This window comes from Eggerthella timonensis, from assembly GCF_900184265.1.
Taxonomy (GTDB): Bacteria; Actinomycetota; Coriobacteriia; order Coriobacteriales; family Eggerthellaceae; genus Eggerthella; species Eggerthella timonensis.
The window spans coordinates 1,893,291-1,912,799 of sequence record NZ_FXXA01000002.1 but is presented as its reverse complement, the minus strand read 5'-3'; the positions used below and the strand labels follow the sequence as shown (position 1 = coordinate 1,912,799).

The following is a 19,509-nucleotide window of genomic DNA, read 5'->3' as shown; positions in this document are numbered from 1 at the left end:
GCGCGCGCTTCTCATCGGCGGCCGCCTCGCCCGCCGCGCGTGCGCGGTGCGTTGAGCGCTTCCGTACGGCGCCGCGCGGTCAGCGCCGCGACTCCGGCGACGGCCGCCAGCACCACGAAGCTCACCGCCAACGCGCCGTTCGCGTCGCCCGTCTTCACGAACCCGACGGCCTTCTGCGCCGCGCGCGACACCGTGTCGATGGGGGTGACGGGCGCCGGGGCCGTCACGGGTGAGAACGTCACCTCGATGGCGTGGTTCGCCTGCACGTCCACGAAGCGGTAGCCCGTGCCGTTGAACGGCTGCTCGTCGCCGTCGATGGACAGCGCGCTGACCCGGTACCCCGCATCGGGCAGGAACTGGAACGTGCGCGCCTTGCCGCGCTCGACCGGAATGGCGCCCTCAGGCGAGATGCGGCCATGGCCGCCGGCGACGCTTGCCGTGATGGTGAAGTAGTCGGGCTTGTCGGGCACAGGATCGCTGCCCTCGGCGCGGAACGTCACGTGGATGGCGTGATCGCCCGCGACCTCCTTGAACAGGTAGCTCGTTTGCGGATCGGCGACGCGCGCGCCGTCGACCTCGACCGCGTCCACCACGTAGCCTTCGTCAGGCTGGAAGTCGAACAGCTGGTCGTCGCCATGCACCACGGTCTGCGCGCCCGACGGGACGATGGAGCCGTGCAGCCCCGCCGTCGCGGTGATGGTGTGGGTGACGATCGGCGGCTCGCCGCCCTGCTCCCTGAACTCGACGCGCACCGTCGTGGCCTCGCTCACGTTGAACAGCTTGAACGACGTGCCCGCGAACGACGTCTCGACGCCGTTCACCAGCACCCTGTCGACCACGTAGCCCTCGTCGGGAAGCAGCGTGAAGTCGATGGTCGAGCCCTCGGTCACCTCGAAGGTGCCGTTCGGGTCGATGGAGCCGTTCGGGCCCGCCTCGGCCGTGACGCTCACCTTGCCCGGCACCGGGGTCGGAATCTTCGAGAACGCCACTTCCACGCGCCTTTCACCGGTCACGTCCGACAGCACGAAGGTGCCGCTTTCCCATTCGCTCTTGGGCGCTTTCACGCCGTCCACCTTCACGCTGGACACCTCGTAGCCCGCATTGGGCGTGAGCAGCAGGGAGAGGGACTTGCCGTCCTCGACCTGCACGATGCCGCTCGGAGAGACGGAGCCGTTCGCGTCCGAGACGATGCTGACGTCATGGAACGTCGGGACCGTCGGATCCCCTCCGCCGACGGGCTTGAACGTCGCGCGCAGCACGGTGTCGGCCTGGAGGTTTTCCAGCTTGAGGGAGAAGCCCGTCATCGTCTGCTTGTTCCCGTCCACGAACACCTCGTCCAGCGTGTAGCCCGAATCGGGGATGAACCAGAACTCCTGGCTTCCGACCTTGGCGACGCGCACGTCGCCCGACGGGGATATCTTGCCGTTCTGGCCGGCCGAGGTATGCACGGTCACGTACGTGGGCTCGACCGGGCCTTGCGGCTCGAACGTGGCGCTGATCGACACGTCGCCGCGCACGTCGGGCAGCACGAGCAAGCCGTTCGCCACCTCGTTCTTGGCCTCGCGCTCGACGGCGCCCTCCTTCACCTTGAGCGACGAGAGCTTGAAGCCGGCATCGGGGCGCACGCCGAACGTGGCTTGGCCCCCGTCGTGCACGTAGGAGGTGCCGTCCGGGGCGATCATGCCGCCCACCGAGGCCCTCGCCTCGATGCGGTGCAGCGTCACCGGCTCGGGCTGCTGCTCGTCGGCGGCCAGCTCGCGGAAGAGCACCTCGATGGAGAGGTCCTCGTTGGCCTCGTTCACCATGAACTGGTAGGCGCTGGCCGGAGCGGGCGCGCTTGCGGCGAACACCGACGCGCGGCTGGCCAGCGACAGCAGCGCGGGGGCCGTCACGGGATAGAAGTCCACCGGGGCGTCGTTGACGCTGACCATCTCCAGCGTGTAGCCCGCCTCGGGATACACGTAGAACGGCAGGTTCTGCGCACCGCGCGGCACCGAGATGAAGTCGGGCTGCACCATGCCGCCGCCGTTCGTGGTCGACTCGGCGGTGACCTTGACCTTCACTTGGACATCGACGTTCGCGTACGGGGGCTCCTCAGGGGCGGGGCCGTCCGGGACGGGTTCGAACACGGCGCGCACGGAGCTGTCCGCATGCACGCCCTTCAGGGTGAACACGCCGTTCACGACCTGGCTGGCCGGCACGTCGACGTCGTCCACGATGAGCTTCGCCACCTGGTAGTTCGCATCGGGCGTCACCATGAAGGAGACATCATCGCCCTCGACCACCTTGACGTTGCGCGGCGAGATGCTGCCGCCCGCGGTGCTGGAAGCGTGCACCGTGTGCATCGTGGGCAGAACCGGCGGGACGTCGCCCTCGAGCGGCGCGAAGGTGGCCGTCACCGTCGTCTCGGCGTCGATGCCGTCGAGGACCAGGCGGTAGCCGTCCTGCACGCGGCCCATGACGCTCGTGTCGTCGACCGTGACGTCCTGGAGCTTGTAGCCTTCATCCGGCAGCATGACGAACGTGCAGCCCGCGCCCTTGATCACGCGGACGTCGCCGCCCGGCGAGATGGTGCCGTTCCCGTTCGAGAGCGCGTGCACCACGGTGTACGCCGGCTCGATCGGCTCGGTGCCGACGGGCTCGAACACCGCCTTGATCGTATGGTTCTTCTGCACGTTCGCGAACGTGTAGGTGCCGTTCGACACTGCGGAAGCTTCGACGCGCGCGTCGTCGATCAGCAGGTACGCCAGCTCGAAGCCCTCGTCGGGCTCGACGGCGAACGACTTCGAACCGCCTTCGTCGACCCACACGGTTCCGGACGGGTCGATGCGGCCGCCCGAACTGGCCGACGCCTCGATGGAGTACACCGTGGGCACGGGGGTCTCGGCCTGCTTGAACGACGCCACGATGCTGGCGGCCGCGCGCACGTTCTGGAACGTGTACGTGAGGCCGGTCACGTTCACCGGCTCGCCGTCCACCAGCACCTGATCGAGTTCGAAGCCCTCGTTCGGCACGAACCTGAAGGTTTTGTCGTCGCCCAACGTCACCTTCACCTCGCCGACCGGGTCGATGGAGCCGCCCTGACCGTCCACCGACGCCTTGATCACCGCGTAGCCCGTGGGCTTGTCGGGATCCTCGGGGTCGACCGGATCGGTGCCCGCAGGCGCGAAGTACGCGCGAACGGCGTGATCCTGTGTCACGTTGGCGAAGCGGTAGTAGCCCTTCGCCATCTCTTCGGGCGAAAGATCTTTGCCGCCATCTTTGCCGGCATCCACCGTCACGCGGTACAGCTTGTAGCCGTCGTACGGCGCGAAGGACAGCGACAGCGCCCCGCCCTTGACGACCGCAGTATCCCCATCGGGGACGATCTCGCCGCCCGCCGTGGCGCTTGCGGACACCGTGAACGTATCCGGCGCCGGCGCGCCCTGCTCTTCCTTGAACGTCACGTGCACCTTCGTGTCGTGCACGACGTTGAACAGCGTGTAGGTGGAGCCGGAGAACGCGAACGGCGCGCCGTCGTCGACGGAGACGGTGTCCACCGCGTAGCCGGCCTCGGGGATGAGCGAGAACGTCTGGGACGCGCCGCTCTTGACGCGCAGCTGGCCCGCGGGCGAGATGGAGCCGTGATCGCCCGCCGTGGACGTGATCACCGGATCGGCCGGCGCGGGCTCGGGAGCCGTCGTGCGCTCGAACTCCACCGCAACCGTCACGTCGGCGGTCAGCGGGGCCAGGCGCAGCGCGCCGTCCGTCACGGACGTTTTCTTGTCCTCGCCGTTGACGAGCACGCTCTTCAGCTGGTAGCCGGCCTCGGGCGTGATGGTGATCAGCGGGGAGGTGCCCTTCGCCGCCTGGAAGGTTCCCAGAGGCGACACGCTGCCGCCCGCGCCGGCCGTCGTCGTGACGTTGACGGGCTCGGGAACCACCGGATCGGGGTCGACGTCCGGGTTCTGCTGACGGAACGAGACCTTGACCTCGGCATCCTGCTGCACATTGACGAGCGTGTAGGTGTACCCGTCGGTCGCGACCGGCTGGCCGTCGACCGTCACCCGATCCAGCACGTAGCCGTCGGCGGGCGTGAACAGGAAGGTCTGGCTCGCGCCGGCCTTCACGCGCGTCGCGCCGGCCGGGGACACCGAGCCGTTGCCGCCCTCGACCGAGGCCGTCACCGTACGGTAGGCCGGCTGCGGATCGACCGGCTGCGGGTCGAACGTCGCATACACTTCCATGTTATCGGTCACGTCCAGGACGTACACGCCGTTCTCGACCGTGACCGGGCTGTCGTTCACCTTCACCTCGCCCAGCTGATAGCCGGCATCGGGCGTGAACGTGAGCGTGAGCTTCTCGTTGGCGGCAACCGTCGTGACGCCGGAGGGCGACACGGTGCCGCCCGTGGAGCCGAACGCCTTCACCGTGTAGGTTCGCACAGGAGGCTGGGGGTCGCCAGAATCGGGTTCGCCGTCGGCGAACTCGGCGCGCAGCGTGCAGTCGCCCTGCCCGCCGGCCAAAACGTAAGCGCCGTTCTGCACCGCAGTCGTCACGTCGTCGCCGTCCAGCTCAAGCGAAGCCAGATGCTTGCCCTCGTCGGGCACGATGGTGAACGTTTGGTCGGCACCGCACGCCACGCGCACGTCGCCCGCAGGCGAGATGGTGCCGCCCCCGCCCGCCGACACGTTGACCGTGCGGTAGTCGTCGCCGCTGGGGCCCTCGTCGGCCTTCGGCTCGAACGCAGCCTCCACCGTCGTGTCCTCCGCGATGCGGTCGAGGCGCAGCGTGCCGTTGGCCGAGACGCGGCTCAGCGCGTTCTCGTCGTCGCCCACCTTCACGGATGCCAGACGGTAATCCGGCTCCGGCGTGAACGTCAGGGTGAGCGAGCCGTTGAGCGCGACCGTCGTGTCGCCAGAAGGCGAGACGGTGCCGCCCGTTCCGTTCACCGAAGCCGTCACCGTGCGCGTCTCCGGCTTGACGGGGTCCTTGCCTCCGTCGGGCACGTCGGCGAACGCGACTTCGAGGGTCGTGTCCTTCGAGATGTCGGTCAGCGTGTAGGACAGGCCCGACCAGTCGAACTTCGTGCCGTCCACCGTGACGGACGCGACCTGCTTGCCCGCTTCGGGCGCGAAGTAGAACGTCTGGGACGAGCCCTCGGCCACGACGGTCGGACCGCTCGGCGAGATCGTGCCGCCGACGTTGCCCGCGACGCTCGCCGTCACCGTGTGGCGCTCGGTCACGTCGGGATCGGGCGTCGGCGCAGGCACGCGCTCGAACACGGCGCGCACCGCATGGTCGGCCACCACGCCCGAGAAGCGCAGCGTGCCGTCGGCAACCTTGTCGATCGACTCGGTCTCGCCCACGAGCACGCTCTTCAGATAGTAGCCCTCGTCGGGCGTGAACGTGAGCAGCAAATCGCCGCCCTCGGCCACGCGCGTGACGCCCGCGGGAGACACCGTGCCGCCCGTGGACGCGCTGGCCGTCACCGTGTAGGTGATCGGCATCGGAGGCTGCTCGCCGCCGCCGATCTCGCTGAAACGGGCCTCGATGGAGGCGTCCGCGTCAACCGACGCGAACGTGTAGGAGTTCGCCGTGGTCGGCTCGACCTTCTTGCCGTCGACGTACACGCCTTCGAGCTCGTGCTGGCTGTCGGGATAGAAGTAGAACGTCTGGGCCTTGCCCGCCGCGACGCGCACCGCGCCGGCCGGCGAGATGGTACCGCCCTCGCCCGCCGTGGCGGAGACGGTGTGGTACGTCGGCTCCTCGGGAGCCGTCGGCTCGGCCTTGAACTCGGCGCGCACTTGCATGTCCTCGGTCGCGTGGGACACCGTGTAGCCGCCGTTCTCGGCCGCGAGCTCCTTGCCGTCGACGGTGACCTTGTCGAGGACGTAGCCCTCCTCGGCCGCCACCGTGTAGGTCAGCGATCCGCCCTTGGCGACCTCGACCGCGCCCAAGGGCGAAATGGAGCCGCCCGCGGAGGCCGACGAGGTGAGCGTGACCTTGTCGACGCTGGGCGTCTGGCCGGCCTTGAACGTCACCATCACCTGCGTGTCGGCCGTCATCGTCAGCTCGAACGAGGTGCCGTCGGCCATCTCCGGCGTGGTGACTGCACCGTCCTGCGTCACCGTCACCTTGTCCACCACGAAGCCCGGGTTGGGATACGCGTACACCGTCTGCTTGGCGCCGGCCGCGACGCGCGTCGTGCCGGAGGGCGCAGCGGTGCCGTCGGCGCCCGTCTCGACCGTCAGGTTGTAGTAGTCGGGCTCGGCCGGCTCGGCGGCCTTCGCCTTGAAGGTGGCGTGGATCGTGTTCCCCTCGTCGACCACGTTGTCGAAGCGATGGACGCCCTTCGCCACGGCCTCGTCGTCGAGCGGCACGCCGTTCACGTGCACCTCGTCGACTTCGTAGCCTGCGTACGGAATGAACGCGAAGCTCATGGAGCCGCCGTGCAGCACCTTCTGGATTCCGGACGGCGACACCGTGCCGCCGGCTCCGGACGTGGCCTTGATATCGTGCGTCGTGGGAACGTCCGGCTGCGGGCCATCGCCGACGAGCTCGAACGTCGCCTTGATGGTCGCGTTGGCCGCGACGCCCTGCATCGTGTAGGACAGCCCCGACACGGCGACCGGCTGGCCGTCCACTTCCACCTTCGAGAGCTTGTAGCCCGCATCGGACAGGAAGTGGAACGTCTGGCTGCCGCCCGCCTTCACGCGCACGGACCCCGCAGGCGATATGGCTCCGCCGTCGCCGGCCGAAGCGTTGATGGCGTAGAACGTGTCGTCGGGCACCACGATGCCCGAATCTTCGAAGGAAGCCGTCAGCACGGTATCGGCGCGGATGTTGTCCAGAACGAACACGCCGCCGATCACGCGGTCGGCAACGTTCTGGGCGGCGCCGCCGTTCTCCGAGAGCATGAGCGATTCGAGGACGTAGCCCTCGTCGGGATGCACGTAGAACGTGAGCGACGAGCCCGCGGCGACCGTCTGCTCGCCAGCCGGCGAGATGGCGCCGCCGTCGCCGGCAACGCTCGCCTCCACCGTGTGGTTTGCAGCGGGAACCAGCTCGAAGGTCGCATGGACCGCGCTGTCCTTGATGACGTTGGGCACTTTGAGCGTCGTGCCGTCGAGCTTGTCCATCGCGTCATCGCCGTCGATGGTGAGCGTCTTCAGCTGATAGCCCGGGTCGGCCTTCACGACGAAGGACGTGGAGCTGCCATGAGGAACCTCGGCGCTGCCCGGTTGGATGGTGCCGCCCTCTCCCGCCGTGGCCGTCACCGTGTGCATCTGCACAGGCGGCTGGCTGCCGGACTTGTAGGAGACGGTCACCTCGGTCGGCCCCGTCACCGCGGAGATCGAAAGCTCGTTCAGGCTGGTGGGCTGGACGGTCGTCGCTTCGCCGTCGCCCACCTTCATGGTGACGGTATCCACGATCCATCCGTTGTCGGGCAGGAACGAGACGACGGCCGGGCTGCCTTCCTGAACCTGCGCCTGCGCGGTAGCGCCGGACGCGCTGTCCTCCACTTTCACCGTGCCCTTGCCGCTCACGACGCTCGCCGACACCGTGTGCTGCGTCGGCTTGGGCTCGACCTTCTTGAACGAAACGGAAATGGATTGGCTCTTGACGACGTTCTCGAACTTGTAGGAGTTCCCGACGATCTCGCTCGCATCGACCGGGTTGCCGTCGATTTTCACCGTGTCGACGACGTAGGTGTCGTCGGGGCGGAACGTGAACGTGGCGGAATCGCCCTCGGACACTTCGACGGACTCGAACGGATCGATCTTGCCGCCGATGCCCTCGACGGACGGCGTGATAGTATACGTGGGCTTCTCGGGAACCTTGTACGCCACGGCGAACGCGCCGAGAGCGGACGTGTCGAACGTGGCTTTACCGTCTGCGACGGTGGGCTGGTAGATGGTCGTCTTGCCCGTGCCGTCGAGCCCCACGACGAAGATCTCGGCTCCCTCGGGGATGTCCGCTGCCGGCAGCGTCACGGACGCCTTGCCGACGAACGGCTCAGGACCCGGGTCGGTGGTTCCGAGCTCCACCGTCCAAGCGCCCGAGATAGAGGCGCCGGAAGACTTTTCGGAAGCGGCCTGCTGCAACGCGGAGAACGTTTCGGTGCCGTTCGCCACGATGCCCGTGGACAGCTGGGCGTCGTAGTGGGCGCTCGCCGTGACTGAGATGCCCTTCTCGTCATCTTTGAACGTCTTCTCGGCGTACGCGCTGGAGACGGTCACCTTGATGGAGGCGGACACCTCTTCGCCCGACTTGTCCTTGACGACGACCGTGTAGACGTAGGTCTTGCCGTCCTGGAGCGTGTCGGTGTGCTGCGACAGCGGGTATGTGGCACTGTTCTCGCTGATCGAGAGGCCGTCGTCGCGCGACCAGGCGTAGGTGAACGGCTCTTGGCCCGTTACCGCGACCTTGAGGTCGTACTTGTCGGCGTCGGCCTTGATCTCGTCGATCTTGGCAGCATAGTCCTCGGTTTGGCTCGTGATGGCGAGCGCGGGGATGGTGAGCACGCTGACCGTGGTGCTCATCTGCGCTTTTCCGTCGCCGATAGAGGTCGCCCCGCCCAGCTCGTCCGACACCGACGGAGAGTAGTCCCCTTCGGCGGCGGAAGCAGGAAGCGGTGTGTACGATATCAGCAGGCACATGCACAGCAGTGCCGCCAAGAAGTTGTGAGCGTGCCTTCTCATAGCATGCATTTCGCTTCCTTCTTCCTAATTCTGAACGAGCACGGTGAGCTTGGCGGCAGCTTGCCCCACCAGCTCCTCGCTTTGCTTGTCGTACGCATAGAACACGGCCGTGCACGGGTACTCGCCCGCGTCCAGGTCGACGTCCAGCTTCGCCTTCTGGATGTGATGGTTCGGCTCGATCATCCCCGACGTGTAGACGGTCTCGCCCGTGTCGTCGCGGTTGAGCTCCACCTTCATGAGATAGGGGTTGTTCGGCACGTTCTCGATGCGCAGCTCGGCCTCGGAGGCGCCGTCCTCGAGCTGCACCGTGGAGGCGATGGAGATGTTGAACATGCCCTCCTCGACGATGCGGTCGAGCTCGGCCTGTATCTCCTCGGGCGTCTTGCCTTCGAGCTGGCCCACCGCGGCGTTCGGGTCGCGCCCGGCGCCGTTGTTCGAGAACAGGGCGAACGCCAGCGCCAGCGCTGCCAGCAAGGCGAGGATGGCCACGATGACGGCCACGTAGAAGCTCTTCGGCTTGCCGGCGGGCTGGTGCACAGCGGTGGCAGACTCCCGACCAGCGTTTCTACGCTGAGGCGCAGAAACGCGGTCGCGCTGCGGGATGGTGCTGTTGGTGTTACGGTCGGGAGTCTGCATGGTTATCGTAGGTCCTTAATCTTGAGTGGGCTTTGGTTCTTTAGACGACCGGGGCTTTTTCAGGCTGGGCCGAGATGGTGTAGGTGATCTTCACAGCCTCGGTGGCCGTATCCGAAACGGACTTCACCTTCGTGGTCGTGCCGGAGACATCCAGACCGAGAATATGAGTGGTGGTGCCTGCATCGGCGGCCGGAGCCGACGTCATCTTCATCGTATCGCCAGTGATCTTCTGCTCGCTGCCAACGACAACCTTCGTCGCGTCATCAGCGCCATCCTTCTTGACGCCAAGCGCGATATCGCCAATAGAACCCTTTGGCGTGTTGTTGATATCGTTGATCGCGTTCTCCAAAGTCCATTTCGAGGCATCCACAGCAGCACCCGAGATCTTCGTCACGTAGATGTCGAAAGAAGACTTGTTAGTGATCTTGTATGCGTCAGCCGTCGGCGACGTAATGGCACCACCAGCAGCATTCGCAACGATCTGCACCTTCATAGGAATTTCGGCGCTGATCTGGCTCGCATCGGTCTTAATGCTCACCGTCGTTGTCGCTGCATTCCCGGTAAATCCACCAGCGTCGGTAGCGCCCGTATCCGCAGGCTCTGCCGCGAACGCGGGGGCGGCTCCCATCGCCAGCGTGGCCGAAAGGGCCAGTGCTGCAAACATCTTTCTCTTCATGGCTGTTCCTCCTTTTGTCGTAGCCATTATTCTTGTCCCTAGGTTTCTCGAGGTCATCTGCCCATCAACCACCTCGATCCCGCATATCAAGAGCGTTCATCTATGCATCACCCCATCACGTTCAACGTCACTTTGGCGGCGGCCTTGCCCACTTCTTCGCGGGACTCCTGGTCGAACGCCGTGAACGTGGCGGTGGCGGGGTATGTGCCTTGGTCGAGATCCTTCGTCAGCGTGATCTCCTCTATGTACTGGCCGGGCTTGATGGCCTTCGTCTCGTAGACGGTCTCTCCCCCGTCGTCGAGCGCGATGGTCACCTGCATGAGGTAGCGGTTGCCGGGCACGTTCTCGATGTAGGCCTTGCCGGGCTGCGTGCCCTCGTCGAACTGGATGACGCTGGCGATGGAGATGTTGAACATCCCCTCCTCGACGATACGGTCGAGTTCCGCCTGCATCTCCTCGGGCGTCTTGTAGGGCGCCTGGCCTTCTTGGGCGTTGAGGTCGAAGAAGTCGTCCCCGCTGCCCGCGAACCACCACACGCCGAAAGCCGCGGCCACGAGCACGACCACAACTCCGGCGATGATCGCGATGCGCTTCGTGCGCGACCCACCTTGCGAGGCGGCGCGGCTCGACGTCCGCGCGTCACTCTCGCGGGCGGTCGGCCGTGCGTTGTCGTTTTCGTGCTCTCTTTGGTCCATCATCGGTTGCTTTCCCTTTCCTTGTCCTTTTATGCTGCTTCTATCGTCCACGTCAGTTTCGCGAGCGACGTGATGTCGTCGCCGGGCTGGTAGTCGATCTGCGCGCCGTTGAGCTCAAGTCCGATCGAGCCTCCCAGCACGGTTGGCCTTCCCGGCGAGGCGGCGTCCAAGAAGCCGACGTAGGCGCTGCTCCCGCTCACGGGAAGGCTCGTGGTTTTGTCGCCGAGCGCAATGCCAATTCGCACCTTCTCAAGGTCGCCCGCACGCGGGATCAGCTTCGATGCGCCGCCTGCTTTCTCGCTGACGACCTGCCTGATCACGAGCGGCTTCGGCGTGTTCGAAACCATATCGAAACCCGCCGCGACCACGTCGCCCGACGCCCCGACGGTCACCTTCGCCGCCAGTGGAACGTCCGCGCTGAGGCGCAGCGTGTAGGAGCCGTAGAGCGTCACCACACCATCCCCGTCCCCGTCAAGCGAAACCAGCGATTCCGAGAACAGAGCCGGGATTCGGCAAGCCTCGTCCGTGCACCATCCGCCGAACCGATAGCCATAGCGGGCGTCCGCCGGCAACTCGGTTACCTTGCCTTCGGCATCGCTTACGAGCGTCCGCTGCGTCGTCCAAGCGTTTTCTCCTTCCGCCTTGGCCTTGAACTCGACGAGCAGCACACCCGGATCGAGAGCGGATGCGTCGTTCACGAGCGTGCGGCGATACTTGTCGTTCCAGTACGCCGTCGCGTCAACTCCCTCGGGAGCGAGCTTCGACAGGTCGGATCCGTCGTAATAAACCGTTGTCAAAGGAGCGGATCCCGGATAGAACAGGTCGAACAAACTCGCATCCGTCCGCAGCTCCGGAACAAGCGTTGACAGGTCGAAGCTTGCCGGAAGGTATTGCAAGCTCGAGCATTTGGCGAACATCGATTTGATGGTGGAAGACGACGTCGGCAAAGCGAAGCCTTCCGGCAGCGCGCGCAGCGACGAGCATTCGGAGAACGTCCAGCACGTCTTCGTGACGCTGCCCTCGAACGTGAAGCCTTCGGGAAGCAGCGCGAGGCTCTCGCACCTGTTGAACATCTCCTGCGCGTCCAAGACGCTCGCGGGAACCTTGAAGCCCGCCGGCAACGTCTCAAGCTTCTTGTTCGAGAAGAACAGGTAGCTTGCATCCTCCAACCCGTATTGCAGCAAGAAGCTCGAAGGAAGCGACGTCAACCCGCATTCCGAGAACATATGCGCAGCAGTCCTCACCGACCCAGGAAGGCTGAACCCGTCGGGTAACGTCGCGAGGTTCTTGCAGCCGGTGAACATCCACGATGCGTCGGTCGTGCCTTCAGGGATGGTGAAACCCGCAGGCAACGCGGTTAACGGGGCATACGCGAGGAATCCCGACGCATTGAGCACCCCTGCAGGCAGAGCGAACCCGGCGGGAAGCGCTTCGATGCTCGTGCAATTCCTGAACATCTGCACCACGTTCTCGAGCCCTTCGGGCAACGTAAAGCCAGCCGGGACGACCGCCAGCTTCGAGCAGCCGTCGAACAGCTGTTGCGCGGACTTCGTTCCCGCAGGAACGGTCGCACGCGAGATGTCGGTCAGGCTCGGCATGTTCCTGAACCAGCCGTCCATGTTCGCTGTCTTCACCGACGCGTCCACGACGACGGCCGTCACTTCGCCGCGTAAGAAGTTCCAGTAACCGGGTTCGGCATCGTTCTTCAAAAGTCCCAGATCGGCGATCTCCGCCTCCGGAACGTCGCATTTGACGGTGAGCGTGCCGTCCTCGAACGACCACGAGGCGTTCTGCCCGCTGTCGGTCGTGGGCAGCGTCCCGCTGTTCGCTTGATAGCGCGCGTACAACGTGAGGCCCTCGACGGGCACCGTGCCCGTCGCGAAGTCGTACGGCTCGGTCAGCTTGTCGTCGACGTACCAACCCGTGAAAGTACTGCCTTCGCGCACGAACGCATTCGGCTCGGCCAGCGTAGCGCCCACCTCTGCAGGCTGCCGCATCCACAGCTCATAGGCGCCCGTGTCCTTGCTGGGCACCATCAGGTTGACGTACGCCGTACCGGACGGAACCGAGGAGACGATCTTTCTGTTCTGGCTGGACCAGTAGTTTGCATCCGGGCCCTGGAAATCCGCGAGGTTTCCCGCGTAATGCGTTTCGAGCGGGACGCTTCCCGGCACCTTGAACGAGCTTCCCATCGTCGCCTTCGCCGCAGCGGTGAGGCCCGTCGTCTTGAACGACGCGGGGATGTACGTCAGCTTCGTGCAGCCGTTGAACATGAACTCGACGTTCACGACGTTCGCAGGCTCTCCGAACCCGAAGCCCTCCGGAAGCGAGGTCAGCGACGTGCAGTTCTGGAACATGAAATTGAAGCGGCTCGTGACCTTCGGCAGCGTGAAGCCGTGGGGAAGCGACCGCAAGGCACGGCAGTTGTTGAACATCCAGTTCGCGTATACGAGGTTGGGAGTGAGCACGAAGCTTTCGGGCAGCGTCTCGAGGCTCGTGCATTCGGCGAATATGCCCGTCGCCATTATCATGCTGTCGGGCATATGGAAGCCCTCGGGCAGGCGCGCGAGCGAAGTGCACGTCTGGAACAGGTCCTGCACGTTCTCCGTTCCTTCGGGGATCGCGAAATCGGAGATATCCGTGAGATTCGGCATCTGCGCGAACCAGGCTTCCATATCGCGAGCACGGACGCCTGCGCCCATCTCGATCTTCTTAACCTGCTTGCGGTACGGCCCCCAGTAGCCCTTCGTGCAGGTGGCAGCTCCTATTTGCAGATCCGCCACCTGGCCGGCACCTTCTATCGACAGCGTGCCGTCGGCGGCGACGCGCCACCACACATCGCCCTTCGTTCCCGTTTCGAGCGGTAGGCGCTCGTCGATTCCGCCCGCGATGATCCACTTGCCGTACAGCTCGGTCACGCCTTCGGGCACCGGCTTCGAGAAATCGAACGGAACCAGGCACGCCTCGTCGGCGCACCAGCCGCTGAACGTGTAGCCCTCCAGCTGCAGGTTGCCGGGGTCGGCGAGGATGCCCCGCTTGTCCGTCCATGCCGTCGTGCGCGTCTCCCACGGGAAGCCCGCGGCCTCGTCGGGGCTCTGCACCTGGTATTTCACCTGGCGCATGCCCCACTCGCCCATGTCGGCATCGCTTGTGACAAGCGTGCGGTTCTGGCTCTCCCAGTCGTAGGAGAGGATGGCGGCGTCACTTCCCGCGTAGCGCAGCGGCACACGCCCTCCGTCGACGGTCGGAGCGCAGTAGAACACCTTCAGCTCAGGATCGACCGGGGCGTTCGCCGGGAAGGCGAACGCGTCCGGGAGCGCGGTCAGCGAGACGCATTCCAAGAACATGCCCTCGGCAGATGTCACCGAGTCGGGTATCGAGAACCCGCTCGGCAACGAGGCCAACGAGGAGCATCCACTGAACATGTAGCTTGTGCTGCTAGCCTTTGGGGATATGGTGAAGCCGTCAGGGAGCGCCGTCAAGGAGGAGCAGCCTTCGAACATGTTGAAGCAGTGCAGCGTCGAATTGGTCGTGAACCCGTCGGACAAGGTCTCCAGCGACGAGCAGCCGTTGAACATCTCGGCGCAGTTCAGGATAGATGCGGGCATCTTGAATCCGTCGGGCAGGCGCTTGAGCGACGAGCAGCCCTGGAACATCTCCATGGCAGTCTCGGTCGATGCGGGCAGCCTGAAATCGTCGGGCAAGGCCTCCAAAGACGAGCAGCCGTTGAACAGGTTGTGCATCTGCTTGGCGCCTTCGGGAAGGCTGAAGCCGTCGGGCAGGCTGCGCAGCGACGAGCACCCGTCGAACGTGTTGTAGAGCTGTGCATTGTCCAGCTTGCTTCGCAGTTTGAAACCCTGCGGAAGGCCCTCGAGCGACGAGCAGTACTGGAACATGCCCGAGAAGCTGTTCACCTGCGTGTTCTCGGGAATCTCGAAACCCTCCGGGAGACGCTTGAGCGACGAGCATCCTTGGAACATCACGCTGAAACCGTTGAGGTTGTCGTAGATATTGTTCGAAATCCTGAAAGTGTCGGGCAGCTCGGCAAGCGAAGAGCAGTATTGGAACATATGGCTGCACGTCTGCACCGTGTCGGGCATGGTGAACCCGCTCGGCAACTCCCTCAGGGAGTAGCATTCGGAGAACAGCGCGCTCACGCTTGTAGTGCTGGGGGGAATGGTCAGGCTGTCAACCGCCTCGAGGTTGGTCATCTTCACGAACCATTTGACCATGCTCACCGCATCCACGCCCGGATCGACGCTCACGCGCTTGACGAACCCGCGAACGGGATCCCAGTACTTGCCCGTAGCGTCCCCGCCTATCTTCCACCCCAAATCCTGGATTACCGCGCCGGGCTGCGTGCATTCGATGCGCAGCGTGCCGTCGGCGTCGAGCGACCAACGGGCGTTATCGGCGCCATCCGTAGTGGGCAGCGTGCCTTGCGCAGGTGCAACATTCGCGAAGCCATACCCCATCCAGGCGGTCTTCATCGTCTCGTAATCGTCGCCGTCATCGCCAACTGCTGGAAGGTATACGGTCGCAGCCTCCCTCACGCTTTTCTCGAATGCCGTTTCAACCTGGCCAGCTACTTGAGACATCGAGCTGTACGCCATCACATGCGAAAGCTTCGGGCAGGCGAAGAATGTCTGGTCAAGCGTCGTCGTGTTCGACGGCAAACTCACCGAAGTCAAGCCGGTGCAATTAGCGAAGGCTTTCTGACCGATATATGTCGTTGAGGACGGAATACCCACATCCACAAGCGAGCCGCAATTTGCAAAAGACTCCGAGCCCAAGCTCTCAACGAAAGGCATGTGGACGAAACGCAGCTTCGAACAAGCCTGAAAACCCTTGACGCCAATGGATCGCACAGCGGGTAGGCTCACCGTATCAAACGTACGACAATCGTAGAACGCCCAGTCGCCAATCGACGCAATTGAGGACATATCGAAAGACCTCAAAGATCGATTCGAAAGGAACGTGTAATCCCTGATCTCGGTGACCGATTCAGGAAGAACCACGGATTCCAGCATGAGACAGTTCTGGAAAGCGTGCCCTCCTACGCTCGCTACGGACTGCGGAATGTCGACCGAAACGAGACTTCGGCAATCGTAGAACAAGAAGGGTTCGATCGAGCGGATGGACGACGGCAGCTTGACCCTCTCAAGCTTCATGCAGCCATGGAACGTGCTCGTCTCAAGAATTTCCACACTATCAGGTATATCGATAGCCGTAAGCGCAACGCACTTGGAGAAAGCCGATGTTTTGACGATGCGCAGTCTGCTCCCCTCTTGAAACGTCACCGATTTCAGCTGCGGGCACTCCGTAACAGCTTGATTGCCGATCTCTACAATGGAGTTAGGAATAACCACTGATTCCGCTTGGGAGCGATACAACGCAAAGGGCGCAACCTCGACCACCGGATACGAGGAGTCTCCAAGACGATACTCCGACGGGATGGAAACATGGCCGGTCAGCGAAGAAGGGCTGATCGCAGCCACGGAGAGGCTCTCGCCATCAGGCCGCATTTTATAAACGAACGTTCCGTCGGTTCCGTCCTCCGTCCATTGAGCGTACAAATCGACATCGCTTTCCACCGGAAGCGAGAAATCCCAGCGAGCACCATCTGAAGTCAACCATCCCGAAAGACCGTAGCCTTCCCTTACGGGCGAAACGGGCTGCACTGCAGGCGTTCCCTGCGCTACCGTCTGCACGAACGATTCAGGCGTACCGCCTTGGGAGTGGAACGAAACCGAACACTGCCCCCCTAAGACCTGCACGTCCTTAAACGAATACCCCGCCTCGTCAGATGCGGAAAGCCAAGCTGCAACGCCTTGGGAATCCGAGGCGTAGACGACGACGTTGCGAGTTGGAACGAGATCGAACGCTCCTCTCCCGAAACCGCTCACGCTTCCTTCTACGAAAACGGAGGAAAGCGAGCCGCAATTCGAGAAAAGAAACTCCGGCAAGCTCGTCAAGCCGGCACCGAACGTCACCGAAGAGAGCATCGTGCAAGTTAGAAAGCATTCCTTCCCGATCGAAACCGCTGACGACAAATCGATGCTGGTTAAACTCGTGCAATTCGTGAACGCCGAATCCCCAACGGTTGCGACCGATTCAGGCAGATCAACCTGAGCCAGCGATCGGCAATTGTTGAAGCTGCTGGTGCCGAGCTTCGACAACGTGCTTCCCGTTTCGAACGACACTGAGTTCAGATAGAACGCAGTCGAGAAGCCATTATCGGCGACGGCCGAAACCTGGTAGGTCGACCCGTCGTGCTGGACTGTCGCTGGAATGACGAGGGACCCTCGCGGATCGCGCGAGGCATCGCTACTTTTCGACACCGAAACCTGACCTACTCCTTGTTCTTCGGCTTCGGCCAATATTGTAAATTTGAGCGTTTGCCCTGATGCCACTTTCTGCTCGAAACTTTCACCCGTTGCAAGCAGGGATACGCGATTGATCATGCCATGATCGTCAACGAGCTCGCCAGTCTCGAAAGACTGAAAGAGCGGATCGAAATCTTCGATCAAAAACGCCGGAGATTCGACCGAAGCCAATTGGGCATCGGTAACGATCTGCTCGTTCGAAGGCCCTTCTCCGTATTCTGCATCAGCATCAGGAGCCAGAGAGGACGCCGCAACCTCCACCGCGCGGGTGGCACAGGCGAGCTCGACGCCGTCGAGGGTCAGCGTTACTGCGACCTCGGAGGAGCCTTCGGCTTTGCCGGTTGCCGTGCCGTCGGGGTCGACGGACAGCGGCTTGGCGGCATAGGCGTAGGAGACCTCGACGGGATCGGGGGCGTCGAGCCGGCCGCCTCCGATGAGGTCAGCGGATTGGCCGACTTCCAGCTGCAGCGGCTCTTCGGGCAGGTCGACTCCGTAAGGCAGGAGGTGGTTGCCGGCGGCCGGGAGGCCGACGTTCCAGAGGTTGTCGGAGCCCGACGGGGCGTAGACCGACACCCCGGAGCACTCGGCGAGCGCGCTGTCCGCGACCCAGGGGGTGCCGAGCGCGACGACGCGCTCGAGCGAGGCGCACGCCGCGAAGGCGCGGTCGCCGACCGTCGCGACGGAGGCAGGGAGCCAGGCTTCCGTGATGCCGGTCGCCTCGAAGGCTCGCTCGCCGACGGCGGTCACGCTCGCGGGGAGCGTAACGCCGGTCAGGCCCGAACGGCCGGCGAACGCGGCGTCGGAGATGGCGGAGACGCGGTAGGACACGCCGCCCACCTCGGCGGTCGCGGGGATCTCGAGGACGCCTTCCGGCCCTTCGGCGCCCTGCCACGAAACTGCCAGCGTGTAGTCGCCGAGCACCTCGTACGTGAGACCGGAGGCCTGCGGGGCCTCGGGCTCGGACGGTTCGGGGACGGACACGTCGCCCGGCTTCGCAGGCTCCTTGAAGCTCGAGAACCCAGCCGCCACCCACACGGCCTTGCGGGCTTCGTAGTCCTCGCCGGCGGGCAGCGCCACGACGGCGCCGGCGCGCGCCTCCGCGTCGAAGGCGTCGGCCGCGATGTCGCGCACGAAGCCGAGCGCGGTGATGGACGTCAGCGCGCATCCGGCGAACGCGCCGGATGCGATCGCGTGGGCCTCCTCTACGATGAGCGCCGCGTCGCCGGCACCAGCCGGGAAGAACACCACAGTCGAGCGATCGGCCGTGTACAGCGTCCCGTTGATCGCGGCGTACGCTTCGTTTCCTTCGGCAACCTGCACGGAGCCCAGGCTCGCACAGCCCGAGAACGCGTCGGGCGAGACTTCGCGTGCGCTCGCGGGCAGTACCGCTGCCCCCTGCTTGCCGCGAGGGCAGCGCAGAAGGGCGGCGCCCTCCTTGTCGAACAGCATGCCGTCATGCGAGCTGAACCGCTCGTTCTTCTTGCTTACCTGGATGGACACGAGCGAGTCGCATTCGTTGAACGCGTTTTCGGCGACGCGCTCAACCGTAGCGGGCAGCGATATCGACACGAGTTCGACGCAGCCGTCGAACGCGCGCTCGGCGATGGCCGTCACGGCGAAGCGATCCGATCCGCTCGAAACGGACGAGGGCACGACGAAATCGCCCCGAAGGGGCGCTGCATCGAAGCCCGTCAGCGCCACGGTGGCGCCATCGGGCTGCACCTCGTATGTCAGTCCGTCATGCACGATAATGCCGATCTTCGCTTGCGCGTTCTCCTCCGACAGCTCGACATCGCCCTTGATCTGGCTCGATGCCTGCTCCTCTTCGCTCGTTCCGCCCTCTTTCGCTCCAGAGCCCGTCTTCTTTCCGAGCACGACCTCCTCGGAGAGCTGCGCGCCGTTCTCCCGTGCGGGCGGCGTCGCGCCTTCTCCCTCGCGCGTCGGTTCCTCCGATGACGGTTCGGCCGGCAATGGCTCGCCCGCGCTCGACGCGTCCGCTTGCGCGGGCTCCGTCGATGGCGCAGCATCGTCCGCATACGCAAAACTCGTCCATGCCGCTCCTTCCAACATCGGTCCTGCCGCCAATAGGCCCGACAGGATGAAAGCGCACGCCACCCTGCCGAACCGCGAGGTTCGGTTTCTCTGTCGCATTGTTCTGTCCCTTTACTCCTGCTTGCAGCGCAATTCCCGTTACGCCGCATTTCCCGAGGTATACGCCTCAAAGAGGCATATATTCGACATCTTAGCACGCAAACGAGAGATGTAAATTCTTGACAGCGAGCTCCCCTAACCCTGCCTTCTTCTCAAAACCTAGGCAGGTGCATTAAAACCGCAGGTGGAATATATTCCACACTATTTCGGTTCCGTTTCGGTTTGGAAACAGTCCTTCACATTTTCTTCACATTGCGCACTCGTGGCGAACGAGCAGGATG

At 64.2% G+C, this 19,509-nt stretch carries 5 protein-coding genes; all 5 read right to left on the bottom strand.

Annotation, left to right across the window (positions count from 1 at the left end; all coding sequences use genetic code 11):
- Positions 1-11 precede the first annotated feature (11 nt).
- Positions 12-8,684: an InlB B-repeat-containing protein gene (locus C1A15_RS07760; RefSeq protein ID WP_146001829.1), complete on the bottom strand. Its 8,673-nt coding sequence runs from the start codon at positions 8,682-8,684 to the stop codon at positions 12-14.
- A 24-nt stretch (positions 8,685-8,708) separates the two neighbouring features.
- A complete protein-coding gene (locus C1A15_RS07755; protein WP_146001828.1) occupies positions 8,709-9,320 on the bottom strand; it encodes a hypothetical protein in 612 nt (203 codons plus the stop codon).
- 40 nt (positions 9,321-9,360) lie between these two features.
- Positions 9,361-9,996, bottom strand: coding sequence for a hypothetical protein (locus tag C1A15_RS07750; RefSeq protein ID WP_101722026.1), 636 nt, complete (start codon positions 9,994-9,996; stop codon positions 9,361-9,363).
- 107 nt (positions 9,997-10,103) lie between these two features.
- Entirely contained in the window at positions 10,104-10,694 is a 591-nt protein-coding gene (locus C1A15_RS07745) for a hypothetical protein (RefSeq protein WP_101722025.1), read from the bottom strand.
- A gap of 26 nt (positions 10,695-10,720) precedes the next feature.
- Positions 10,721-18,952: a leucine-rich repeat protein gene (locus C1A15_RS07740; protein WP_180953033.1), complete on the bottom strand. Its 8,232-nt coding sequence runs from the start codon at positions 18,950-18,952 to the stop codon at positions 10,721-10,723.
- Between the last annotated feature and the right edge of the window lie 557 nt (positions 18,953-19,509).